This window comes from Pseudoalteromonas sp. SG45-2 (assembly GCF_014164115.1).
GTDB lineage: Bacteria > Pseudomonadota > Gammaproteobacteria > Enterobacterales > Alteromonadaceae > Pseudoalteromonas > Pseudoalteromonas distincta.
The window spans coordinates 129,006-154,680 of record NZ_JACJEO010000010.1 but is presented as its reverse complement, the minus strand read 5'-3'; the positions used below and the strand labels follow the sequence as shown (position 1 = coordinate 154,680).

Sequence of the window (25,675 nt, the reverse complement as noted above, 5' to 3'; positions counted from 1 at the left end):
ACCACTACATTAAGTGAAACCGCAACACTCAACACCACGGCCCCAAGCATTAGTATTAATGCACTGGTTGACACCAACGACACCACCCCAACCATTAATGGTACAAGCGATGCGGCAGATAACACCACCATTAGCTTAACGTTTGAAGACAGTGCAGGGAATATTACGACTGTTGATACAACCGTAACGGGTGGAGTATGGAGTGTCGATGCACCAACTGACTTAGCCGAAGGCGAATATACTGTCACCGCACAGGTAGATGATGGTCTAGGTAATATCGGCAGCGCCACCGAGACAGGTCAGATAGACCTTACTGGCCCGAGCCTTGTTATTACAGACAACGGTGTAGGGAACGACACCACGCCAACGATTGCAGGTACCAGCGATGCACCGCAAGGCAGTGAAGTAACCATTGTTGTCACCGACAGCAGCGGCGCAGCGCAAACAATGAGCGCCACCGTACTAGCCAATGGCACGTGGTCAATCCCTGTACCGGTAGCACTTGCAGAAGGTACATACACTATTAGCGCGAGTGTTGAAGATACCGCAGGTAACGACACCACCGCCACAGGCGCAGGTGAAATAGATACCACTGCACCGACACTTGTACTTACCAGCCCAGGCTCAAGTAATGACATCACCCCGACACTCAGTGGCACAAGTGATGCCGTTGAAGGCACGGTTATTAACTTCACGATTGTTGACGATCAAGGCAATACACAAACCTTTACCACCACGGTTGATGCAGACGGCAACTTCTCTATAGAAGTGCCGACTGCACTGGCAGAAGGGCCGTATAGCATCGAAGCAAGTATTAGCGATGTGGCAGGTAACAGCACCGATATTACCGGCAACGGCACCATTGATACCACAGCACCAAGTGTGAGTGTAGATGCGCCATTATTAACAAATGACAGCACGCCCACAGTGACAGGCACCAGTGATGCACCTAACAGCACCATCACGGTGACGTTTACAGATGCAACAAATGCCACTCAAAGCATTGATGTACAAACCGATGTCAATGGTAACTGGAGTGCGACACCAACAGGCACATTAGCCGAAGGGAATTATAGCGTTAGCGCCAGCATCACCGATGCCGCAGGCAACACAGGTACCGGCACTGACAGTGGCGAAGTGGATGTAACTGCTCCTGAACTTGAAATTATTCCATCGTTTTTATTAGGTAATTTAGTTTCTCTTTCGGGGGATTCTGATTTATCAGGAGGCTCTGTAATCACTATTACAGAGTACCTAGTTGGTGGGTTAGTTGGCGCAACTTATACAGCAACGACAAATCCTGATGGTACCTGGGGGCTTGCAAACATAACAGTACCTTTACTAAACCTTGCCTATGTGACTGCCAGTGCAACGGATGCCGCTGGTAATGTCAGAACAATCAATACACTTGATTTTGATAACGTAGCACCAGAACTAATCGTTAGTGTCGATGCTTTATCGAATGATAGTACGCCAGTAATTAGCGGCACCACCGATATGGGGCAAGGCACGGTAATTAATATAACCGTGACTGATAGTGAAGGAGAAAGCCAAGCGTTTACTGCGACAGTTCAAGCCGATGGCGACTGGTCTGTTGCTGTACCAGCAGAGCTAGCGCAAGGTCAATACACTGTTGTTGCAGAGGTTAGAGACAGTGTTGGTAATTTAACAACGCAGCAGGCTCAAGGTGAAATAGATAGCGTTGCTCCTACATTAATTGTGAACGAAGTTAACGCGACAATAGATACAACCCCTACAATTTCAGGCACGAGTAATGAGATTGGTGCTGATGTAACCATCCTTATCGGCGGTCAAACACTAACAGCAACAGTGGGTACTGATGGCAATTGGCAAGTAGATGTCCCCGTAGCACTTGTTGATGGTGATTATACGGCTCAAGTAAGTGTTACCGATGATGCTAATAATACCAGCAGCAAAACTATTGATTTAACAATTGATACCCAAGTACCTGTTATTGTACTTAATGACATAACTGTATTTAACACTGAGACACCAGTTATAAATGGTACTTCAACTGAACCACAGGATACGGTGGTCGATATTGTTATTACAGATAGCAACGGTGATATACATACTTTAACTGCAATAGTTGATGCTAACGGCGATTGGCAAGTTACGGCGCCAAGTTTGCCTGATGGTAATTATGATGTAGAGGTAAGTATTACCGATGATGCTGGCAATCAAGGAGTGGATACAGGCTCGAGCTTTATTGATACTCAAGCACCAAGTATTACTATAAACGCATTAGGTACAATTAATGACAGCACGCCAACTATTTCAGGCACATCCAATGCACCTGAAAACACGAGTATTACAGTAACTGTGACCGATGGAGATAGTACCGAGACTTACACAACTGTTGTTGGTGCAGGTGGTGCTTGGACTGTAGATATTACAGATGCACTGACTGATGGTGAAGTCGCAGTTTCTGCAAGTGTTACTGATGCCGCAGGGAATGAATCAGTTGCAAATAGTACCGCAATGTTAAATACCAATGCGCCTACAATTAATATTAATACAATTATTGATACAAACGATCAAACACCAGCAATATCAGGCACAAGTAGTGCGGCAGATAATACAGAAATCACGGTTGTTATAACTGACGTTAATAACGTTTCATATACTGTAACTACAACTGTGGTAGGTGGGATTTGGAGTGTTGATGCGACAGATATTCTACCTGAAGGTGAATTTACTGTTTCGGCAAGTGTTACTGAAGGAGGCTTAACGAGTAATACAACAGGTAGCGGTGTTATCGATTTAACTCCACCAGCCCTTAATATTACACCGCTTACAATTTCAAATGATACAACGCCAACAATTTCAGGCACAACTACAGCTCCACAAGGCGCCATAGTCGCTATTTTAATTACAGATAGCTTAGGTGTAGAGCAAACGGTTAATGCTACTGTTGGTGCAAATGGCACATGGTCAGTCGCTGCAAGTACAGAGTTGAGCGAGGGCACTTACACGGTTTTAGCTTCAACAACAGATACTGCAGGTAATCCTGTAAACACAAGTATTACAGGGGAAGTTGATATAACAGCACCTGTTGTGACTATTAACGATATTGTTGGAAGTACCGATCTAACTCCAAGTATTTCAGGGAGCGTGACAGGTGCCATGGTAGGTGATGCAGTCGCTGTGGTATTTACCGATGCACTCGGGAATAAGCATACTGTAAATACAACTGTTCAAACGGGTAGTATATGGTCTGTAGAGGCAAGTAATTCTCTTTCACAAGGAGATTATTCAGTTGAAGTATTTGTTACTGACAGCGCGGGTAATACCGGGGACGCAACAAATACAGCAACCATCGATACAATTGCTCCTGAAATTAGTATTAATCAAAGTTCATTAATACTTACCCAAGACAGCACGCCATTAATTAATGGCACATCAAACGAGCCAAATACAAACGTTTTAGTTACGTTTACGGACTCAGCTGGTGCATCGCATCAAATTACCGTGCAAACGGATGCTAATGGAGACTGGCAAGCCGCTGCAGACAACGTATTAGCAGAAGGTGTTTACAGTGTTTCGGCAACGATTACTGATAGCGCAGGAAATACCTCTGTTGATAGTAAAACGGGTGGCGAAGTAGATACAGTAGGGCCAGAGCTTACTATTGTGCCTTCGTTCGTGTTAGGGCAGCTTGTATCTTTATCTGGTACTTCTGATTTAGGTGAAGGTAAAACAGTCACTGTTAATTTAGAATTAGCAGGTGATTTGGCTAACTTAACATACGATGTAACAACTGATGCCAATGGCGATTGGGTGTTATTAGGCCTAGCGGTTAATATTATTGGCTTATCGGTTGTTGAAGCCTCTGCAACTGATGAAGCGGGTAACACCACCACTATTACAACTGCAGATGTAGATGCTTCAACGCCGTTACTTAATGCGGTGGTTGACTTTGTAACTGGCGAGGGAGATTTACCAATAATTAGCGGTACGACCGACCAAGCCCCAGGCACAGAAGTGCTAGTGAGAGTGGTAGATAGCGATAACATAGCACAAGATTTGGTTGCCATAGTGCAGGCAGATAATTCATGGGCTGTACAGGTTCCTCAATTACTTGCTGAGGGCGTGTTTACTGTAACTGTAAATGTATTAAGTGAAGTCGGAATAACAGCTACACAGCTGATAAGCAGTGTAGTAGATACCATCTCGCCAACGCTTAATTTGCAAGTGATTGGTACAACGTCAGATTCTACTCCAATTATTCAAGGGACTAGCGATTTAATTAATGGTGTGGTAGAGATTCAGCTGGATGGAGGCTCAGTACTAACAACAACAGTGAATGCAGCAGGGCTATTTTCACTGGAAGTTGATGCGCTGACTGAAGGACAGCATGTTGCCAACGTGAGTATCACTGATGATGCCGGCAATGCAGTAACACAAACGCTCGAGTTTGTTGTTGATACGTTAGTGCCTGTGGTAGATATTTTACCGTTGAGCATCAGCAATACTGACATTCTAACTATTTCTGGTACTTCTGAAGAAGCTCAAGGTACAGACATTGATGTAACTGTGATAGATAGTAACGGCAACGCAACAGTATTTGATGCCCTTGTTGGTAGCGATGGCACGTGGTCATTAGTAACCACTAGTCTACCTGATGGTATATATAGTGTATTCGCAAGTATTACTGATGCTGCGGGTAATGTAGGCCAGTCTGTTACTGAGCAAGTGACGATTGATACCATACCGCCATCGTTAGAAATAGACGCCTTTGGTGTACTTAATACATTAACGCCTACTATTACTGGCACCAGTGACGAAGAAATAGGTAGCTTAATTACGGTTAATGTTACCGACTCTACAAACACACTTTATGAAGTTACCACAACGGTATTAGGAGATGGCACGTGGCTTGTTGTTGCACCTTTACTTGCTGAGGGCGATTTAACCGTTGAGGCTATTAGTATTGATAACGCAGGCAATATAGCAACGGTGACGCAAACGGGCGTTGTGAGCACCACTTTACCGAGTCTATTAATTAACCCAATAATAGATACAAGCGATACAACCCCTACTATTAGTGGTACTACCGATGTAATAAACGGTAATGTAGAAGTTGTTATTACAGATAGCAGTGGTAATGCAACAACCTATAACACTCAAGCTATTTCTGGTGTATGGACATTAATACCGACCACTCCATTAGCTGAAGGTGCATTTACGGTTGATGCGACAGTCGAAAACTTAAACCTTACAAGCTCTACAAGTATTAATGGCATAGTTGACTTAACTCCGCCTACAATTGAAATTAATGAACTTGCAGTTACGAATAACTCACTGCCAACCATCTCAGGTACAAGTGATGCTCCGGCAGGTACAACCATAAGCGTAGTACTTACTGATGCTAATAGTGATTCGCAAACATTAACTGCGCAAGTGGCAGGTAACGGAACTTGGTCAGTCACAGCTGTTACGCCGCTTAGTGAAGGCGGTTTTACTGCTACTGCAACAGTGAGTGATGCTGCAGGAAACTCATCAAGCGATACCATGGTTTCAAGTACTGATTACACAGCACCTATTGTATTTATAGACCCTATTGCAGTAGGCCAAGATACCACACCGACTATTACAGGCTCGGTAACCGGAAGTTTTGCTGGAGCTGCAGTTATGGTGATGTTTACTGACGCACTAGGTGAAACACACAATGTTTCAACAACAGTAAACACAGATGGGTCGTGGAGTGTTACAGCTTCGCAGCCTCTTAGTGAAGGGAATTACAGTGTTGATGTAAGCGTACTTGATAATGCAGGTAATATCGGCGAGCAATCTATAAGCAGCATAGTTGATTCAGGCATAGTAATTAACTCTGGTTTAGAATTAACAGCCGATAGCACACCTAAGATCACCGGTACCGCAGGAGCAAATGAAGATATTACCGTAAGCTTTATAGATGAAAGCGGTACTGTTGTAACCAAGGATACAACAGCGGGTGAGACAGGTGTATGGAGCGTATCACCAGACAATGCTTTACTCGATGGAGCATACACTGTAACGGCTACCGCTACTGATGAATCTGGAAATGTTACTTCAAGTGGAAGCTTATCTGGGTTAGTGATTGACTCAACGCCTGTAGACTTCGAAGTGTCTAACTATTACTGGGGCTTACTAGGAATAGCTTTAACTGCAGAAGGCACAGTAGAAGAAGGAAATAGTGTATATGTTGTAGGAGCAAACTTACTTGGCCTTGAGGTGTTAAACCTAAACTTAAATGTGCTAGAAAGCGCTATGGAAATTCAACCTGATGAGAATGGAAATTGGAGTTCATTATTATCAGTTCTTGATTTAGGTTCTTGGTCTGATTATCGCTTTATCACAGTTGATGAAGCCGGTAATTATTTAATTAAGGATATTAATGACAATATTATTGACCAAGGAAACGACCCACAACTTGCTAGCGCAGGAAGCAGTGCAAGTGCCACCGATACAACATTTGGCTTAGAAGGAGCCGCTGAGCCGTTTAGCGAAGAAGCAGCATTAGGCGCCACTATGCCAAATGCAGCAGTAACCAGCGATGCTTTAGGAGAAACGGTTAATTTAGGTAATGTAAGTGCTTTATCGAGTACAGAGCAAACGGTGTCAATGAGCTCTACAGAGCCCCTTAATATCAATGATGTAATTATTGACGAAGACACCGAGCAACTCGTTGCTCTTAATACCTTGATTGACGATGAAGGCTCTGCAATTGCTTATAGCCCTGCACAAAGTGGAGGAAGTGTTGATGAGGCAGCGCCAGCAGTTGATGTTCAAAATCAATCGGAAGAGATGATTAAACACTTAATTGAAAGTAGTAATAATCAAACGGATATTTAATATCAATAAAGCCCTCTTAATTATTTTTTAAGGGGGCTTACATTATTAAGCAAATTAATATTATTTATAACGAAATTTAAGAACAAAGGACATTAAAAAAGCCTTATTGATAAATCAATAAGGCTTTTTTAATGTAAAATTTTGGGCTTACGCTTTTAAATTACGAACCAGTTTACTCTCGGTATTTACAGATTTACCGGCTTGGTCGTAGGTCATTGACGTTGGTGCGCCAATTAATATCTCTTTTAATTGTTTAACACTAAGCTGCGCTTGACGGGCAGCATGAGCATTAACATTATTTTGTTTTTGGCATTGTGCAAGTTGAGTTTTAACTTGGCTTATTAGCTCAGATATTTCAGGATTTTGTGAATCGTTACTGGCAATTAGCTTACTTAGCTCTTTATCTAGAGTGCTTAGCTTAGTTAAAAAAGACATTTTTTGTTGGGCAATTTCTTTTAAACCAGCACCACGTCGTGAGGCAATAGCAGTAAGCTCATCGTTTAATAGCGTATGTAAAGAGTCTAAACAACTTACTTGTTGGTTCAGCTTTACGCTAATTAAACTATTATGATCAGCCATACACGTTAAACTCAAAATCAGCTAAGTTTTTAGCAAGCTTTTCACTGTCCACTTGGTATTTACCTTCAGTTATTGCTTTTTTTAGCTCAGCAACTTTATCGCTGTCAAAGCCAGGCGATTGCTGTGCTTTATCTTGAAGCGTTTTTAATTGCTGCGCTTGCGGCGTTAAACTTACAGAATCACTTGCAGCTTTAGGCGAAGGGGCCTGAGCAGCTTGTGTATTTGCGTTATCTTTTTTTAAATCAACTTGTTGCTGCTTTGCATTTGTTAACGCATTAGCTTGTTGATTACTGCCATTAACTTGATTAACCATAATAATAAACCCGTATATTACCCAACTTATGCCATGTTATCGGCATATACGTGGGATACTTTAGTATAAATCTAAATTAAATATTCACTTGAACAGACTCTACACCATCTACTCGCGCATTTAAAACTTTACCTGATTTTTTGTTTTTTATTTGTATCTGTTCGCCCAAAGTACCGTCTTCTAAAGCAATACCTGTGGTTTTAATTCTAAGGCCTCTGAGATTAGCGTAAATATTAACAGAGTCACCTTTGCAGACCATACAAATTTGGTTTAGTAATACTGGCATACCACTTCTAATATTTCGTTTACTTCTGCTGCCTATTAGCATTGTAGGGTCATCTAAGTACTGAATTCGTACAAAGTGAGTTGGTTTCATTTCAATACTTAAATGCGATTTAGTTATTACTTCACCACGAGTTAAATTAGCAGTGGCAACAACAACTGGAGCCATTTCAACAACTCTTACATGAACGTATTGAGTCCACGTTTGCGCATCATTGCACTTGGCTTGTAAGGTTACTTGGCGGTTAAATGGTGGCTCATCGGATGTTGATAATTCAAGCTCAGTATTACAGACACGATCAGGGATGCGACTATCTAAAGGCAGTGCACTTAATTGAATATTAGTATTTTGTAATGTACCAACCTGCTTAGCTATGTAAGCAACGGCCATGTCTTGTAATAAATCTTTACTAAACACTTTAGCGTGCAAAGGGAATGCAAAGCACAAGCTAGTAACAAAATAAAAAACACTGTATCTTCTGATTTTTTTTAACAAACTCATAATGTTTCGACTATGCTTATGGTTTCAAACAGGGTATAAATATTTTGCGTCAAAAAGTAGACGCACCCGCGATGTTATGTAGCTTTATAAATAGAAAGCAATTATCGTTCCGTATTATTTGTTTTCTTTAGGAGATTTGAATGGCAGGCATTTTAGACTCAGTAAACCAACGCACACAGTTGGTTGGGCAGAACCGCCTAGAATTACTTTTATTTAAGCTCAGAGGGCGTCAGCGTTTTGGTATTAATGTATTTAAAGTGAGAGAAGTGCTGCAATGCCCTCCACTAACAAGCATGCCAAAATCTAATCCGTATATTCGTGGTGTTGCACATATTCGTGGTCAAACCATTTCGGTTATTGATTTATCAATGGCTGTAGGTGGGCGCCCAATCGACAACATTAAAGACAGCTTTATAATCATTGCTGAATACAATCGCTCTGTGCAAGGGTTTTTAGTGGGCGGAGTTGAACGTATTGTAAATATGAATTGGGAAAAAATAATGCCACCGCCATCAGGCGCCGGACGTTATTCATATTTAACGGCAGTGACCGAAATCGAAAATGAATTAGTCGAGATTCTCGATGTAGAAAAAATTCTCAACGAAATTTGTCCAGTAAACACAGAAGTAAGTGCTGAAGTTGCACAAAGTGGCGATATTCAAAGAGATTTAGGCGAACGTATCGTATTTATTGCAGATGACTCTGCTGTTGCCCGTAATCAAGTTAAACGAGCCTTAGAGCCGCTAGGTGTTCAAACAGAGCTTGCTAAAAATGGTAAGGAAGCTTTAATTAGGCTTAAAGAAATAGCAGAGCTTGATTGTAAAAATGATATTACAGAGCGAGTAGCATTACTTATCTCAGACGTTGAAATGCCTGAAATGGACGGCTATACCTTAACAGCTGAAATAAAAGCAGATCCCAAACTTGCACCTTTGCATGTTATTTTGCATACCTCTTTGAGTGGTGTTTTTAACCAAGCGATGATTGAAAAAGTAGGGGCAGATGACTTTATTGCTAAATTTAACCCAGATGAATTAGCAACAGCGGTTAAAAAGTGGGTTCATTGTGATTAACAAAAATAGGTGCTACTAACTTGAATAATAAAGATTTGCAGCAAAGTGAATACGACCAGTTTCGTTCGTTTTTAGAGCAGCAATGCGGCATTGTTTTAGGTGAAAATAAACAGTATTTAGTTAAAAGCCGACTTGCTCCGTTAATGACTCGATTTAATGTGGGATCTTTATCGGAATTGGTTAGTAAAACTCTCGGGCCTCACGAGCGGCAATTAAGAGCCGCTGTTGTTGATGCAATGACCACGAACGAAACTTTGTGGTTTAGAGATCAATACCCATTTGAGTTGCTCCAAAACAAGCTTTTCCCTGAATTTAAAGATTTAAGAAGACCTTTAAAAATTTGGTCTGCTGCCAGTTCGTCAGGCCAAGAACCTTATTCAATAGCTATGTCGGTTGCTGAATTTAGTGCTAAGCAACCAGGTATACTTCGTATGGGGGCACAAATTATTGGTACCGACATATCTAATACCATGCTTGATATGTGTAAAAATGCAGAGTATGACGCGCTGGCACTCGCCAGAGGGTTATCTGCAGAGCGTCGTAAAAAGTTTTTTAAAGACAGCGGTAACGGTATGGCACAAGTAAACGATACAATAAAAAAACAAGTTAGTTTTAGGCATTTAAATCTGCTTGATTCTTACGCGTTAATGGGCAAGTTTGATATTATTTTTTGCCGAAATGTACTAATTTATTTTGCGCCTGAAATAAAAGCTAAAATTATTAACCAGTTTGCACAAGCGTTAAATCCAAACGGTTACCTATTTTTAGGCGCGTCAGAGTCCCTAACTGGCCTAAGTACTGAGTTTGATATGGTTAGGTGCAACCCCGGTATTATTTACCAAAAGAAGTAATTAAGCTAACTTCCTTCCCTAAAACGACGCACCTAGCGTCGTTTTTCTATTTAGATACATAGCCTTATAAAAATATAGCAAGCCCTAATATTAATGGCTTATTTTTTGCTTTATTAATGGGTAAGTCAATTTTTTGGAGAAGGTTATGGCTATCAGTTTTGATAAAGCATTAGGTGTGCATCCGCAAGCCATGTTGATCCGTTCACAGCGAGCTGAATTAATTGCAACTAATATAGCTAACGCTGATACGCCTGGCTATAAAGCAAAAGATATTGATTTTGCCTCTGCATTAAAAGCGGCAAGGTCAACCCAGCAAAGCGGCAATACTATGGTAAGAACTAATGATAAACACATTGGTGGAGGTACTCATAGTATGGGCAGTTCAGAATCATTTCGTTTGCCAAATCAATCAGATACAGGTGATGGTAACTCGGTTGATATACAAGTGGAACGAAACTTGTATACACAGAATGCTATGGAGTATCAGGCCAGCTTGCAATTTTTAAGCGGCAAATTTAAAGGCCTGAATAAAGCTCTCGGTAGTCAAGGATAAAAATTATGAGTTTATATAATGTTTTCGATATTGCAGGTTCGGGTATGAGCGCACAAAACGTTCGCTTAAATACTACAGCTAGTAATATTTCTAATGCTAACACCATTAGTTCATCTCAAGACAAAACGTACCGAGCGCGCCAACCTGTATTTGCGGCTGAGCTAACAAAGGCTTCAGCATCAGTAAGTAACCAGCAGGGCTCCGCAGTTGGTGTTAAAGTTTTGGGCATTGTTGAAAGCGATGCACCATTACAAATTGAATATAACCCAAACCATCCAAGTGCGGATGAAAATGGCTATATCTATAAACCCAACGTTAATGTTGTAGAGGAGATGGCAAATATGATTTCTGCCTCTCGTTCTTACCAAACAAACGTGCAAGTTGCTGATGCAGCTAAGCAAATGCTAAGTAAAACACTGTTGCTAGGGCAGCGGTAACCGAGGGTAGGTTATGAGTAACGATATTAGTACATCTTCATCCTATTTAGACTCTATACGCTGGCAAGAGCAACAAGTTGCTACCAGTGATAATGAGAGTGATGCGTTAACACAAGAAGACTTTTTCTCTTTGTTAACTCAGCAATTATCGTATCAGGATCCCAGTAACCCTGCGGATAATGACCAAATGATTGCTCAAATGACGAGCTTTACGATGGCGCAAGGGATTACAGATTTAAATACTAACTTTGAATCTTTAGCCTCTTCAATGACATCTAATTCAGCACTGCAAGCATCTACACTTGTAGGCAAACAAGCTTTACTAGAGTCAAACACTCTGGATTTAAATGAAACAGGTGATGCCAGAGGCTCTGCAGTGGCAGAAGAAGCCGTTGATAACTTAAAAATTAAAGTTACTGATGCATCAGGTCAGCTAGTAAGAACTATTGATATGGGTTCTCAGCCAGCAGGTGCGGTACGTTTTGCGTGGGATGGCAAAAATGAAGCTGGTGAGCGTTTACCTGAAGGTGAATACTCAGTAACCGCAGAAGGAAGTACTGACGGTGAATTTTCAAGCTTACCCATTGCTACATTTAAGAACATTGAAAGCGTTAATATTAATGGCTCAAGTGGCATTATTATTAACACTAAAGAAGGTGCGGTTAGGTTGACAGACGTCGCAGAAATCGCGTAATAAATTTTAATTATACTTCGCCTGTCAGCAGGCTAAATATTAACAGGTTAGAGGTGAATTATGAGCTTCAATATTGCATTAACTGGCTTAGCTGCCGCACAAAAAGATTTAGACGTAACTGCAAATAACATTGCAAACGTTAATACCACAGGTTTTAAAGAGTCACGCGCTGAGTTTGCCGATGTTTATGCATCGTCAGTATTTAGCTCTGGTAAGACTAAAAATGGTGACGGTGTGCAAACAACCATGGTTGCGCAGCAGTTTCATCAAGGCTCACTACAATTTACAAATAACTCACTTGATTTAGCAATCACTGGTGAAGGTTATTTTGCGATGACTGACGATTTATCTTCGCAAGATTTAACATATACACGTGCAGGTGCATTTAAGCTTAACCAAGATAACTTTATGGTTGACGCAAAAGGTAACTTTTTACAAGCATTCCCAGTTGATTCATCTACAGGTGATACAACGTCGGTAAGTTTGAGCACAACTGATCCAATTCAAATCCCTGATTCGTCTGGTTCACCTCGCGCAACCGAAAATGTATTTTTGTCGTTTAACTTAGATGCAACGGCGGATCCAACAGGTCTAGATTTTGACCCTACATCCAGTGGTACTTATAACTCATCTACGTCAACAACAGTATATGATTCACTAGGTGAACCTCACATTTTACAATACTTTTTTGCCAAAGAAGATGATGCCGCAGCAGGTGGTATAGATAACAGTTGGAAAGTATATGCAACTCTCGATGGCAAAGTAGTTGATGGCACAACTGGTGGAGAACAAACAACGACACCTTATACACCACTGACCACCCTAGGTTTTGACTCAAGTGGTTTACCATCAACAACAGGTGGTGTGGCAAATACAAATACAACTACTTTTGATGAAATATTACTACCAGCGGGTTCTGGTGCTGGTTTATCAACATTACTAGACAATGGTGCAACTTTCCCAGGTACTGGTATTGAGCTTAACTGGCGCGATGAAAATAACACGGCTGGACGTATCCCAACTCAGTATTCAAGTGGTTTTGAAGTAAAAGCACTCGATCAAGATGGCTCAACAGTAGGTCGTTTAGCCGGAATTGATATAGGAACAGACGGTAAAATTGTCGCTTCTTACAGTAACGGTGACTCAACATTCCTAGGGCAAGTGGCTATGGTGCGTTTTCCGAACTCACAAGGGTTATCACAAGTGGGTGATACAAGCTGGAAGCAAAGTATTGATTCAGGTGAACCTGTAGCGGGTGAAGCCGGTTCGGGTACGTTTGGTGGAATTAACTCATCAGCGCTTGAGCAATCAAATACTAATCTTACAAACGAGCTTGTAGACTTAATTACTGCACAGCGTAATTACCAAGCAAACTCACGTGCGCTTGAAGTTAACTCAACTATTCAGCAAAGTATTTTGCAGATTCGATAAGCTAAACCCCATTAAATATATTAGGCTGCATTTTTGCAGCCTTTTTTATAAGTCCTCTTCGTAAGCCCTTCTAAATACCTCTCAATGTTGCGTCAAATTTAATCTGGCACCTATTTTGCATTTGTAAGTTCAGAGATTTTTTATGTGAGTCGATACTATGGACAAAATGGTCTACATTGCGGCCTCTGGCGCTAAGCAAAGCCTACAAGGGCTTGCGCTTAAAGCCAATAATTTGGCGAATGCAAATACAACAGGATTTAAAGCTGACTTTGCCCAGGCGCGTTCTATGCAAGCGTTTGGCGAAGGTTTGCCTACACGTGTATTTTCAATGCAAGAGCGTCCGGGTTCAAACATGGTATCGGGTGGCATTGTTCAAACCGGGCGAGACTTAGATATCGCAATGAGCGATAACGCATGGCTTGCTGTGCAAGATGCCTCCGGTAATGAAGCTTACACAAAAGTGGGTACGTTAAACATTACAGCTCAAGGTATGCTCGTAACCAGCCATGGTCGTCAAGTTATTGGCGAAGGGGGACCTGTTATTTTACCCGTCCCAGTCGAAAAAATAGGGTTTAGCCAAGATGGCGCTATTCAAGTTCGACCACAAGGCGCTCCTGCTAACTTTTTAGAAGAAATCGACACGCTTAGAGTTGTTGAAGCAAATAGCTCACAGCTCGAAAAAGGTAACGACGGTTTATTTAGACCAAAAGCAAATGTAACAGTAGATACCTCTGCCAATGTAAAAGTTTTAAGTGGTTCGCTTGAAATGTCGAATGTGAACCCTGTTCACGAAATGGTCGACATGATAAGCCACCAGCGCCAATTTGAATTACAAGTGAAATTAATGAAAACAGCTGAAGAAATTGACGAGCGTCAAGATCAGTTATTACGCATAGTTTAACTTTAAAATGAGGACACGATTATGAATCCAGCATTGTGGATCAGTAAAACTGGGCTAGACGCTCAACAAACCGATATATCGGTTATCTCAAATAATTTAGCGAATGCGAGTACCGTAGGTTACAAAAAAAGCCGCGCTATATTTGAAGATTTACTTTATCAAAATATTAATCAACCAGGTGGTCGTTCATCGCAAGATACCGAAATGCCGTCGGGCTTAATGTTAGGTGCGGGTGCTAAAGTTGTAGCTAACCAAAAAGAGTTTACGCAAGGCAACATGTTGACCACCGAAAACTCACTAGATTGGATGATTTCTGGCGAAGGTTTTTTTGAAGTACTGCAACCAGATGGCAATATTGCTTACTCGCGCAATGGTCAGTTTACTACCGATGGCGATGGACGAATTGTAACATCGGGCGCAGGTTACGTTATTCAGCCAGAAATGAATGTACCAGATGACGCGCAATCAATTACGGTTTCGCAAGACGGCGAAGTATCTGTACGTGTTGCAGGCCAAGCCGATAACGTTGTAATTGGTCAGCTGACTATTAGTGATTTTATTAATCCATCGGGTCTTGAGCCAATTGGTCAAAACCTTTATACCGAAACGGCTGTAAGTGGTGCGCCTGTACAAGGTAATCCTGGTGTTGAAGGGTTAGGTAGTATTATTCAAGGCTCACTCGAAACATCTAACGTAAATGTGACTGAAGAGCTGGTAAATCTAATAGAAACTCAGCGTATTTACGAAATGAACTCAAAAGTAATTTCGGCCGTTGACGAAATGATGAGTTATATCAATCAACAGCTTTAATAGAATAGGGGGAATTATGCGTAATATTATTTTATTTGCAGCGGGCACATTATTTTTAAGTGGCTGTATGTCTACGCAAAATAGTGAGGTAGTGCAGGACGACCCTTACTACGCACCTATGTACCCCGAGCCCATTTTAGAGCCGCTGGTAGCCACAGGTTCATTGTTTAATACTCATACATCAAACGACTTATATTCCGATAAAAAAGCGCTACGTACTGGCGATATAATTACGGTTAAATTGCAAGAGTCTACTCAAGCAACAAAAGCCGCTAAAACAGAAACAGACAAAGAAACTGACGCAAGCTTAGACCCAGTGATTGGCTTAGGTGGTCTACCTGTAAATATAGGTGGCGATAGTATCCAGTTTGGTATTGGTAGTGATTCGTCGTTTACGGGTGATTCAAAATCAAACCAGTCAAACAGCTTAGTGGGCGATATTTCGGTTAATGTAATGCGCGTTTTACCTAACGGTAATTTAGTTATACGCGGCGAAAAATGGCTAACGCTTAATACCGGCGAAGAGTTTATTCGTTTAGAAGGGCTAGTACGCCCTCAAGACGTAAGCGCCGATAATACGGTTGAATCAAATCGTATTGCTAATGCACGTATTCAATACTCAGGTAAAGGGCAAACGCAAGAGGCGCAAAGTCCTGGTTGGCTTACACGTTTCTTTAGCAGTTCGCTGTTTCCATTTTAGAGGGTAACAACATGAATAGCCTTAAAGCTTTATGTTTAGTTGTGTTATTAGGTTGGCAGTTTACTGCCAGTGCTGAGCGCATAAAAGATGTGTCTATGGTTGAAGGCGTACGCTCTAACCAATTAGTCGGTTATGGCTTAGTGGTTGGTTTACCGGGCACTGGCGAGCAAAACTCATACACACAACAAAGTTTTAGAGGCATGTTGAACAGCTTTGGTATTACGCTACCCTCAACTCAAAGCCCTAAAATTAAAAATGTTGCCGCTGTGGCGGTGCATGCAGAACTACCTGCATTTAGAAAGCCTGGGCAAGCAATCGATATTACGGTTTCTTCTATTGGTAGTGCAGGCAGCTTACGTGGCGGTACTTTACTACAAACTTTTTTAAAGGGTGTAGACGGTAACGTGTACGCAATTGCACAAGGTAGTTTAATTGTCGGTGGCTTAGGCGCACAAGGCCTTGATGGTAGTAGAGTTGTAATTAACACCCCTACAGTTGGTCGTATACCAAATGGCGCTACAGTTGAGCGCGCCGTGGAAAGCCCATTTATGCAAGGCGATTACATTACTTTTAATTTAAACCGCCCAGACTTTACAACGGCAAAACGCCTAGAAAAAACAATTAATGACTTAGTTGGCCCAAATAGCGCACAGGCAATTGATTCTGTTTCTATTCGTGTTATAGCTCCACGCGATGCATCCCAGCGTGTATCGTACTTATCAACACTCGAAAACTTAGAATTTAAGCCAGCTGATATGGCCGCTAAAATTATAGTTAACTCGCGCACAGGTACAATTGTAATTGGTAAAAACGTTAAGCTTCAGCCTGCCGCTATAACTCACGGTGGCTTAACAGTAACAATTGCAGAACAACAAAATGTGTCACAACCAAACCCGCTAGCAAACGGTGATACTGTTGTCACGCAGCAGAGCATTATTGATGTAAATCAAGATGACTCGCGCGCCTTTGTATTTAATCCAGGTGTAAGCCTTGACGATTTAGTTCGCGCAATTAACGAAGTAGGCGCAGCGCCTGGCGACTTAATGGCTATTTTAGAAGCACTAAAAGAAGCCGGCGCAATTAACGGACAGCTCGTTGTTATATAAATAACTCAAGCCAATAAATAACGTATTACTTAAGCCCTATATTTTTGAAATTAGGGCTTTTTATTTACAGCAACTTAAGTTTATTATTTTTATCTTCCTTGTTTTATCTGTAGTGGCTCAATTTTTGCATTTTTAACTGTATTATTCATTTTGTGTCAAAAAGCCGATGGAAACTAATCACCTCGATAAACAAAACTTTTTTGATTTAGGCAACTTAGATTCACTTCGTAAAGAAGCCTTAACGAGTGGCGATGCATCAACTGATGCCTCTAAAGCTGCGCTCAAAAAAGCGGCCGCACAATTTGAAGCTATTTTTACGCAAATGTTGCTCAAAGGAATGCGTAAAGCTAACGAAGCATTTGAAGACAAAGACAGCCCATTTAATTCAAGTGGCGTAAAGTTTTTTGAAGAAATGCACGATCAGCAACTTTCAACAGAGCTTTCATCAAATGGCTCGTTAGGCCTTGCCGATCTAATAGTTCAGCAGTTATCGCCTGAGTCTAAAAACTTTATGCCAGGCTCGGTGCTTAGAACAACCAACGATATTTTTAGCGATACGCAAGTCGGTTCCGCTCTTCCTCATGAGCAAAAAAATAAGCAACCCGATCTTATCGTTAAGAGTACTAAAGCCGATATTGCTGAGCCTAAAGTCGATACTGCAGAGTCTAAAACCGATAGCCCAACATTTAAAAATGCAGAAGAGTTTGTAAGTTCAGTGTGGGAACACGCTAAAACGGCAGCGCAAAAAATTGGTTTAAATCCTGCGGTAATGGTTGCACAAGCGGCACTTGAAACCGGTTGGGGTAAACACATTATTAATAAAAGTGACGGTGGCAGCTCAAATAACTTGTTTAATATTAAGTCAGATAAAAGCTGGGAAGGTGATAAAGCAAGCAAAATAACGCTTGAGTTTGAGCAAGGTACACCCGTTAAAAAACAAGCCAGCTTTAGAGCCTACGATTCAATTAAAGACAGCGTGAACGACTTCGTTGATTTTTTAACGCAAAACCCACGCTACAAAGAAGCATTACAAAATACAGCTAAACCAAACGACTTTTTAGATTCATTACAAAAAGCAGGTTATGCAACCGATCCAAATTATGCCAGCAAAATAAAAAAAGTGCTCAATAGCAGTCAGCTAAAAGACATTGCGGCAAACGTGATCCGCCAAGGAGTAGAGTAACATGTCGTTTAATTTATTGAACATTGCCAGTTCTGGGGTTAGAGCAAGCTCGGAGCTACTGCAAACGACAAGTAAAAATATCGCCAATGTAAATACCGAAGGCTATGTGCGTGAGCGTACAGAGTTTACCACTATGGTTGATAACCAAGTGGGGCGAGGCGAAACATACCGATTATTAAACGAGTTTGCTCAGTCACAGCTAAATCGTGACACCTCTAATAAATCGTTTTTCGATCAGTTTATTACTGAGGCTAATCGGGTTGATACTATTTTCTCTGAAGAGTCGAACAACCTTTCGACTGGTATTAACTCTTTATTTAATAACGTGCAAGAGGCGTTAAATCAGCCTTCGTCTACTGTTGCTCGCTCATTAGTAATGACAGATGCGCAAAGTTTAATTGATCAAATGGATAGGCTTTCGGGCATCGTGCTTGATCAAAAAAGTATAGTAAACGAGCAGCTCGAAATATTTTCAGATGAAGCAAACTCACTCATTCAAAGTATTAGTACGCTAAATCAAAATATTGCAGCAGTTAATGGCACTAATAACGCCGCAGATGCCAGCTCTACCTATAACGAACGCGATAAAGCAATACGCGACTTGTCAGAGCTAATAGACATAGAAACGCTTGATGGTCCAAATGGCGAAAAACTCGTTTTTATGGGCACAGGCGAAGCGGTTGTTATGCAAAATGGCGCATTTAACTTATTTTCGATGACAGGGGATCCTGATCCTAACTTTAAAGAATTCACGCTTGACGTTAATGGTGGCAAAGCTGTGCCGCTTGAAGTTGATGTAAGCAAGCTTAAAGGCAAAATTGGCGGTTTACTTGCTTTTAGAGATGACATATTAGTCCCTGCGCAAAACCAAATTGGTCAAATGGGCTTAGCTATTGCTGATGCATTTAACGAACAAAACAAATTGGGTATGGATGCAACAGGTCAGCTAGGGGGTAATATTTTTAATATACCTACCGTTGGCGCATATGCGTATCAAGCTAACACGGGCACTGCTGGTATGACTGCAACGGTAGAGCCAGGTAAGGGCAGTGAACTTCCTGCCAGTGACTTTATTATTACCTATACAGGCAATGCCAACGAAGTAAGTATTCAGCCTATAGATAACAAAGGCGATCCGCTGGGGCAGCCTTCACTTGCTGATATATCGTCAGGTGTTATTGATTCATCGACTATAACCTCAGGCGAATCATTTGGTCTTCAAGTAAATGTATCTGGGGCTGGTGTTGAGGGGGATCAATTTCAAATAAAGCTTAATTCAGATGCTGCTTCAAGTATTACACTTGCAACAGGGCGCGCAGAAGATTTAGCACTAGCATCGCCAATCCGTACTGCTAACGATTTAAATAATATAGGTACCGCTACTATTTCAGCGGGAGAAGTAACAAGTGTTACCTCCGGTGGATTTACTTCAACACCAAGCTTAACAAACGGTGAAATAACGCTTGTTAAAACAGGTAATGCTAACGAATATCAAATTACAGATAATAGCGGAACGAGCACTTTTACTATTACGCCTCCTGCAAAAGGAATGTTATCGCAAGCGGGTGCTCCATTTGATACCTACGGATACGATTTTGATATAGAAGGTACACCAGCAACAGGCGATACCTTTACACTTGAGTTTAACGAAGGCGGCTTTGACGATAACCGTAATGGTTTAAAATTAGCTGATTTACAAAATGGTGAGTTAGTCCGTTTAAATGTAGAAACAACAGCAACGGCCGACAACCATAAAACGTTCAACCAAGCTTATTCAGGATTAGTGAGTGATATAGGTGTTATAACTGGCCAAGCAATCACAAGTGGGGCTGCATTTGATGCTCTAGCACAGCAATCTGAGGCATGGTACGAGTCGTTATCGGGTGTAAACCTTGATGAAGAGGCCGCAAATTTACTGCGTTTTCAACAATCATATTCAGCATCAGCACAAGTTTTAGCAGCAGCTCAAGAAATTTTTGACACCTTATTAAATGCGGCGAGGTAATTATGCGTTTATCAAATAATTTAATGTACCAAAACAACATAAATAAAATACTCGACAACCAACAAGGTGTTGCAAATGCTCAAGAGCGAGTAACAACAGGTGAAAAGTATTTAACCACCTCAGAAGCACCAGCTGCTATTTCGCAAGCTATGCTGTATTCAAATAAAATACAAACTAATGAGCAATACACTAAAAATATCAATCAGCTAAATGGCCGCCTAGAAACAGAAGAAAGCGTATTACAAAGCATAAATAGTAATATTCAACAAGCGCAAGAACTCACTATTCAAGCTGGTAATGGTGCGTACACTAAAGATGATTTAAAGACGTTTGCATCAGAACTTAGTGGCATTCAACAAACGCTAGCTAACTTAATGAACACCCGATCAGAAGACGGAAAATTCATATTTTCAGGATATCAAGACAGCACGCAGCCGTATCAGTTTGATTCTGCAGCGGGTGAGTACACCTATAATGGCGACCAGGGCCAGCACCAGATAACTATAGCTGAAGGGGTATCAATTAAGGCAAGTGATAACGGCTTTGATACGTTTGAAAAAACTAACGCGCGATTAAATGTAGAATCTAACACGGCAAGTGTTTCAGGCTCTATTACAGCGGCAAGTGTATATGTTGACGGCCAAGCTGAGTTTGATAAGTTTCATCAAGCAAATTACAACGCAGACCCAACAGCTCTAGCAACTGCAAATACATATAGTGTATTAGTAAGCCCAGGTGTTACAGCAACAGATCCACAAACCTACGAAATATACCGAGACGGCGCAGCATTAACCCCCGCAGTAACAGGTGAAGTTACTGATGAGCCTATCGATTTTGCAGGTATGAAAATTGAATTTGAAGGCACTGCACCAGGCCAACTCGATTTTAGCCTTGAAAAACCAGGCAAAGAAAACGTACTCAATACACTACAAGCACTTATTACCGGCCTTAACGATGGCACACTTGAAGGTGATGACTTTCAGCAAGTACTTGCTGATGGCTTAGTGCAATTACAAAACGCCAGTGAGCAAGTCGTGTTTACCCAAGCAAGTTTAGGTGGGCGTATGAATGCACTTGAAAGAGTAAGTGATTCAAACTTAGCACTCGATATTCAAAATAAAAGTAATCGCTCTAACTTAGTTGAAGTTGATATGGCAGAAGCTATTAGCGAACTAACCAAACAAGAAACGGCACTGCAAGCATCGCAAGCTACTTTTGGCCGTTTAACTAACCTTTCATTATTCGATTACTTATAAGCAGAAATACCTTGCCGCTTTACCTACTTTAAAGCGGCAATACTTTGCGGCAAAAACTAGCTACAAAATCGCGGCAAAAAAATGTCACTCCCTTCTAAATAACTTCACTAATTATTTACAACCCCCAAGAATTCATTAATTTGCATTTAAAAACAGGTACTTAAAAATAAATTAAAGTTGGCACAGTAAATGCTTTTCTTATTGCAAGAAATTATCGAACAGTGGTTCCTGTTAAATCGTGTTGAACCACACTCTGTTTAAACCTAGGAGATGGTAAAATGGCATTAACAGTAAATACTAATGTGTCGTCACTGAACGCACAACGTAACTTAACTAAATCTGGCGAAGGCTTAGCAACTTCGATGGAGCGTTTATCATCAGGTATGCGTATCAATAGCGCAAAAGATGATGCCGCAGGTCTACAAATTTCAAACAGATTGACGTCACAAATTAATGGCCTAGCCGTTGCTCAGCGAAATGCTAATGATGGTATTTCAATGGCGCAGACAGCTGAAGGTGCGATGCAAGAATCCACAAGTATTTTACAGCGTATGCGTGAGTTAGCGCTTCAATCAGCTAATGGTTCTAACTCAGATACGGATAGAGCTGCGCTTCAGAAAGAAGTTTCAGCACTACAAACTGAGCTCACAAGAATAGCAGAAACAACATCATTCGGTGGCCAACAGTTACTTGATGGTAGTTATGGCACTAAACTTTTTCAGGTTGGTGCTAACGCAAATGAAACAATAAGCATGTCGTTATCAAGTGTCAGGGCTGATGAAATAGGTGCATATCAGACAAATGTTAACAGCGCTGTGGCTGCTGGCCTTGGTCAGGTTCAATCTGCGACTGCGGCGGGTACAGCTCCTGTAGATAATGGTGTAACAGGTGGTGATTATAGTATTACAGGTAAAAGTGGGGTTGCTATAGATGTAACTGTTAACGCTAATGATACAGCTAAGGAAGCTGCAGCAGCAATAAATAAAGTATCTGGAGAGACCGGTGTTACTGCGGATGCAAAGACCCAAGTCAATATATCAGGGACTCTTGCTACAGGTTCTGTTTCTTTTAAAGTAAATGGTCAGGTCATATCATCTAATGCCAATTACGATGACATTGCTAGTGCAGTAAATGAAAAGTCAAATGATCATGGCGTTACTGCAACAACTGCTGATGATGGGAGCCTAATCTTAACAGATCGTAGTGGTGGTGATATTGCTATTGAGGACTTCCTTCACTCAGATGGTGGTACAACCACTGTTGCTGTTGCTGGAATGGATTATGATGGGACTGTAAGTAGCGTTTCAGCTACTTTAGGAGCTGCTGTTGGTACAGACTCAATGACTGTAAGCGGTTCATTGAAGCTTTCTTCTACAGAATCATTCTCCATCAATAATGATAACGCTAGTATTGCCCTTGCAGCTAACACCGCACAATCATCTTCTTTAGAAGATGTAAATAGTATAGACGTCTCAACGCAGGATGATTCACAGCTAGCTATAGATGTAATCGATTCAGCAATCGCTATGATTGACGATCAACGGGCTGATTTAGGTGCTATTCAAAATAGGTTTAGTCATACAATTACTAATCTAGCCAATATAAGTGAGAATGTTTCAGCTTCACGTAGTCGAATCCAAGATACCGACTTTGCAACAGAAACAGCGCAAATGACAAAGAATCAGATATTACAACAAGCTGGTACAACAATTTTGTCTCAAGCAAATCAGATACCACAGGCTGCAATTAGCTTGTTAGGTGGCTAGTAACGAACAGTATTCGTAAATTGCTAATATAAAGCACACCTTTTAGGTGTGCTTTATAGTTTATTGACGAAAAATAGCACGCTGTATGTGAATGAAAATTTTTTTAGGGGGTTATTATTTCGTTTAAAATTAGGTGCTTAAGTTTACTTTGTAAATAACTTTAAAAATAAATCAAAATAACGCTAAAGATAAATTTTCTCCTGCCGTTAACTTAACCAGTACAGAGCTTGAACATGCAATTGTGACAGCTCTTGGTTAAATCTAAACAGTCACATTACGAAAGTAATCAGGAGTTTTATTATGATTTCAGTAAATACAAATGTATCTTCACTAAACGCTCAACGTAACCTATCTCAATCAGGTTCTGATTTAGCTACATCGATGGAACGTTTGTCATCTGGTATGCGCATCAATAGTGCTAAAGATGATGCGGCAGGCCTACAAATTTCAAACCGTTTAACATCACAAGTAAATGGTTTAGCAGTAGCTCAACGTAACGCTAACGACGGTATCTCAATGGCACAAACAGCTGAAGGTGCAATGAGCGAGTCTACAAGTATTTTACAGCGTATGCGTGAACTTGCTCTACAGTCAGCTAACGGTTCTAATTCAGATACTGATAGAGCAGCACTTCAAAAAGAAGTTTCAGCACTTCAAACCGAATTAACACGTATCTCTGATACCACTTCTTTCGGTGGGCAACAATTGTTAGATGGAAGCTTTGGTACAAAGTCGTTCCAGGTTGGCGCTAATGCCAATGAAACGATTGATGTTTCTCTATCTAGCATTGGTGCAAAGGATATTGGTGCTTTCCAAACTGAAATTGGTGGTGCAGCAGCAGCTGGGCTTGGCCAAGTTGATTCTGCTACAGCTGTAGCAGCAGCACCTACAGTTAACGGAGTGGCAGGTGGTGATTATACTATAACCGGTAAAAGTGGTACTGCTGTTGATGTTACAATTGACCCGAATGCAACAGCTGGAGAAGCCGCAGCTGCAATAAATAAAGTAACTGGTGATACAGGTGTAACTGCAGATGCTAAAACTCAAGTTAATGTATCAGGAACTCTTGCTTCAGGCTCTGTTTCGTTTCAATTAAATGGTCAAGTTATATCGTCAAACGCTAGTTATGATGATATTGCTAGTGCAATTAATGAAAAGTCTAATGACCATGGAGTGACAGCAACAACCGCCGATGATGGTAGTTTAGTATTAACAGACCGAAGCGGTGACGATATAGCTATAGCTGATTTCTTGCACTCAGATGGTTCTACAACTGTAGATGTTGCCGGTATGGATTATAGTGGGGATGTGAGTGGCGTATCTGCAACTTTGGGTGCTGCAGCTACAACTGATTCAGTTATTGTAAGTGGCGCACTAAACTTAACTTCAACTGAAGCCTTTTCTGTTAGCGCTGATAATGCTAGCGTAATCGATGATGCCACAGTTACCCAGACTGGCGCTCTTGCCGACGTAAACAGCTTAGACATATCTACTCAAACTGACTCTCAAAACGCTTTAGCAATTATCGATAGTGCAATAGCTCAGATCGATGACCAACGCGCGGATTTAGGTGCGATTCAAAACCGATTTGACCACACGATCAGTAACCTTGCTAACATTTCTGAAAACGTATCAGCATCACGTAGCCGTATTCAAGATACAGATTTTGCAACCGAAACAGCAGAGATGACGAAAAACCAAATCTTGCAACAAGCAGGTACGTCAATCTTATCGCAAGCGAATCAGTTACCACAAACAGCACTTAGCTTATTAGGTTAATAAGTTAGAGTAATAGCTTAATGGTTAGCTAACTAATACAAAAAGTCAGTATTAGTATTTAAAAAAAGGAGGTGGCTTTAGCTACCTCCTTTTGTGGTTTAAGAATGTAAACTAAGCTATTGTTGGTTTAATTAAGTACAAATAGGAATCTGTTATGAATACAATTACTTCAAACGCAGAGGTTACTACATTACCGACTCCCATTGCTGGTGATGATAAGCAAGTAGGACAAGCTGCTCACTCTTTAACTGAGCGAGCGGTTGATGATGTAAAGCAAACGGAAGTGCTCAATCAACAAAAATTACAGCAAAACCAATACAAAAATAACAATCAAGATGAAAAAGATCAGCCGTTAGAGCGCGAACAGCTAGAACAAATGGCGCAACAATTGCAGGACTTTATGGGTGAAATGAATCGCAGCTTACAATTTAAAGTTGATGAAGATTCAGGACGTGATGTCATTAAAGTGCTCGATAAAAACAGCGGCGAAGTAATTAAACAATATCCTTCTGAGGAAGTATTAAGCCTAGTTTCTAAACTGTCTGAATCTGCCGGTATTTTGATCGACCAAACAGTTTAGTAAGTGGTTAATATTG

At 41.0% G+C, this 25,675-nt stretch carries 20 protein-coding genes and 1 pseudogene; 18 read left to right on the top strand and 3 right to left on the bottom strand.

Translation table 11 applies throughout. The annotated features are described in order from the left end of the window. Positions 1-6,858: Ig-like domain-containing protein (locus H5116_RS09540; RefSeq protein WP_182716020.1), on the top strand; the 6,858-nt coding region annotated here is incomplete at its 5' end. A 147-nt stretch (positions 6,859-7,005) separates the two neighbouring features. Here H5116_RS09540 and flgN read toward each other — a convergent pair. The 3 genes from flgN to flgA all read right to left on the bottom strand — a co-directional run bounded on the left by flgN (position 7,006) and on the right by flgA (position 8,534). Further along, entirely contained in the window at positions 7,006-7,437 is a 432-nt protein-coding gene (gene flgN, locus H5116_RS09535) for a flagellar protein FlgN (RefSeq protein WP_024595784.1), read from the bottom strand. Then, a complete protein-coding gene (gene flgM, locus H5116_RS09530; protein WP_002959436.1) occupies positions 7,430-7,750 on the bottom strand; it encodes a flagellar biosynthesis anti-sigma factor FlgM in 321 nt (106 codons plus the stop codon). Before flgM ends, flgN begins: the two co-directional genes overlap by 8 nt. Before the next feature lie 76 nt (positions 7,751-7,826). Next, on the bottom strand, positions 7,827-8,534 hold the full coding sequence (gene flgA, locus H5116_RS09525) for a flagellar basal body P-ring formation chaperone FlgA (RefSeq protein WP_182716019.1): 708 nt from the start codon (positions 8,532-8,534) through the stop codon (positions 7,827-7,829). A 140-nt stretch (positions 8,535-8,674) separates the two neighbouring features. Between flgA and H5116_RS09520 the strand changes: the two genes are divergently transcribed. From H5116_RS09520 to H5116_RS09445, 17 genes and pseudogenes are all read left to right on the top strand, one after another. Then, a complete protein-coding gene (locus H5116_RS09520; RefSeq protein WP_002959434.1) occupies positions 8,675-9,607 on the top strand; it encodes a chemotaxis protein CheV in 933 nt (310 codons plus the stop codon). A gap of 20 nt (positions 9,608-9,627) precedes the next feature. Then, positions 9,628-10,458 (top strand): protein-glutamate O-methyltransferase CheR, encoded by an 831-nt coding sequence (locus tag H5116_RS09515; protein ID WP_182716018.1) that lies wholly within the window; start codon positions 9,628-9,630, stop codon positions 10,456-10,458. 145 nt (positions 10,459-10,603) lie between these two features. Beyond that, complete coding sequence (flgB, locus tag H5116_RS09510; RefSeq protein WP_002959431.1) at positions 10,604-11,011, top strand: flagellar basal body rod protein FlgB; 408 nt, start codon at positions 10,604-10,606, stop codon at positions 11,009-11,011. Between the two features lie 5 nt (positions 11,012-11,016). Then, positions 11,017-11,448 carry a flagellar basal body rod protein FlgC gene (gene flgC, locus H5116_RS09505; protein WP_002959429.1) on the top strand — a complete coding sequence of 144 codons (432 nt, stop codon included), beginning with the start codon at positions 11,017-11,019 and terminating at the stop codon, positions 11,446-11,448. 13 nt (positions 11,449-11,461) lie between these two features. After that, positions 11,462-12,142, top strand: a complete 681-nt coding sequence (locus tag H5116_RS09500) for a flagellar hook assembly protein FlgD (RefSeq protein ID WP_002959427.1) — start codon at positions 11,462-11,464, stop codon at positions 12,140-12,142. Between the two features lie 60 nt (positions 12,143-12,202). Then, entirely contained in the window at positions 12,203-13,573 is a 1,371-nt protein-coding gene (flgE, locus tag H5116_RS09495; RefSeq protein ID WP_182695488.1) for a flagellar hook protein FlgE, read from the top strand. Positions 13,574-13,730: 157 nt separating this feature from the next. After that, positions 13,731-14,474 carry a flagellar basal body rod protein FlgF gene (locus tag H5116_RS09490; RefSeq protein ID WP_024589964.1) on the top strand — a complete coding sequence of 248 codons (744 nt, stop codon included), beginning with the start codon at positions 13,731-13,733 and terminating at the stop codon, positions 14,472-14,474. Positions 14,475-14,495: 21 nt separating this feature from the next. Continuing rightward, entirely contained in the window at positions 14,496-15,284 is a 789-nt protein-coding gene (flgG, locus tag H5116_RS09485) for a flagellar basal-body rod protein FlgG (RefSeq protein ID WP_002959420.1), read from the top strand. A 16-nt stretch (positions 15,285-15,300) separates the two neighbouring features. Continuing rightward, complete coding sequence (gene flgH, locus H5116_RS09480; protein ID WP_002959418.1) at positions 15,301-15,984, top strand: flagellar basal body L-ring protein FlgH; 684 nt, start codon at positions 15,301-15,303, stop codon at positions 15,982-15,984. Between the two features lie 11 nt (positions 15,985-15,995). Beyond that, positions 15,996-17,090 carry a flagellar basal body P-ring protein FlgI gene (locus H5116_RS09475; RefSeq protein WP_182693935.1) on the top strand — a complete coding sequence of 365 codons (1,095 nt, stop codon included), beginning with the start codon at positions 15,996-15,998 and terminating at the stop codon, positions 17,088-17,090. A gap of 166 nt (positions 17,091-17,256) precedes the next feature. Beyond that, the gene (gene flgJ, locus H5116_RS09470; protein ID WP_182712644.1) at positions 17,257-18,273 is read left to right on the top strand and encodes a flagellar assembly peptidoglycan hydrolase FlgJ; all 1,017 of its coding nucleotides are present in this window, start codon (positions 17,257-17,259) and stop codon (positions 18,271-18,273) included. 1 nt (position 18,274) lies between these two features. Then, positions 18,275-20,278 (top strand): flagellar hook-associated protein FlgK, encoded by a 2,004-nt coding sequence (flgK, locus tag H5116_RS09465; RefSeq protein WP_182716017.1) that lies wholly within the window; start codon positions 18,275-18,277, stop codon positions 20,276-20,278. Positions 20,279-20,280: 2 nt separating this feature from the next. Further along, positions 20,281-21,534 carry a flagellar hook-associated protein FlgL gene (gene flgL / locus H5116_RS09460; protein WP_182716016.1) on the top strand — a complete coding sequence of 418 codons (1,254 nt, stop codon included), beginning with the start codon at positions 20,281-20,283 and terminating at the stop codon, positions 21,532-21,534. 278 nt (positions 21,535-21,812) lie between these two features. Further along, positions 21,813-23,300 (top strand): flagellin, encoded by a 1,488-nt coding sequence (locus tag H5116_RS09455; protein ID WP_182716015.1) that lies wholly within the window; start codon positions 21,813-21,815, stop codon positions 23,298-23,300. A 300-nt stretch (positions 23,301-23,600) separates the two neighbouring features. After that, positions 23,601-24,503: pseudogene (locus H5116_RS20530) on the top strand (flagellin hook IN motif-containing protein); the annotation flags it as partial. Positions 24,504-24,590: 87 nt separating this feature from the next. After that, on the top strand, positions 24,591-25,079 hold the full coding sequence (locus H5116_RS20525; protein ID WP_409074701.1) for a flagellin: 489 nt from the start codon (positions 24,591-24,593) through the stop codon (positions 25,077-25,079). A 154-nt stretch (positions 25,080-25,233) separates the two neighbouring features. Next, positions 25,234-25,659, top strand: coding sequence for a flagellar protein FlaG (locus tag H5116_RS09445; RefSeq protein WP_182716014.1), 426 nt, complete (start codon positions 25,234-25,236; stop codon positions 25,657-25,659). The last annotated feature ends 16 nt before the right edge of the window (positions 25,660-25,675 follow it).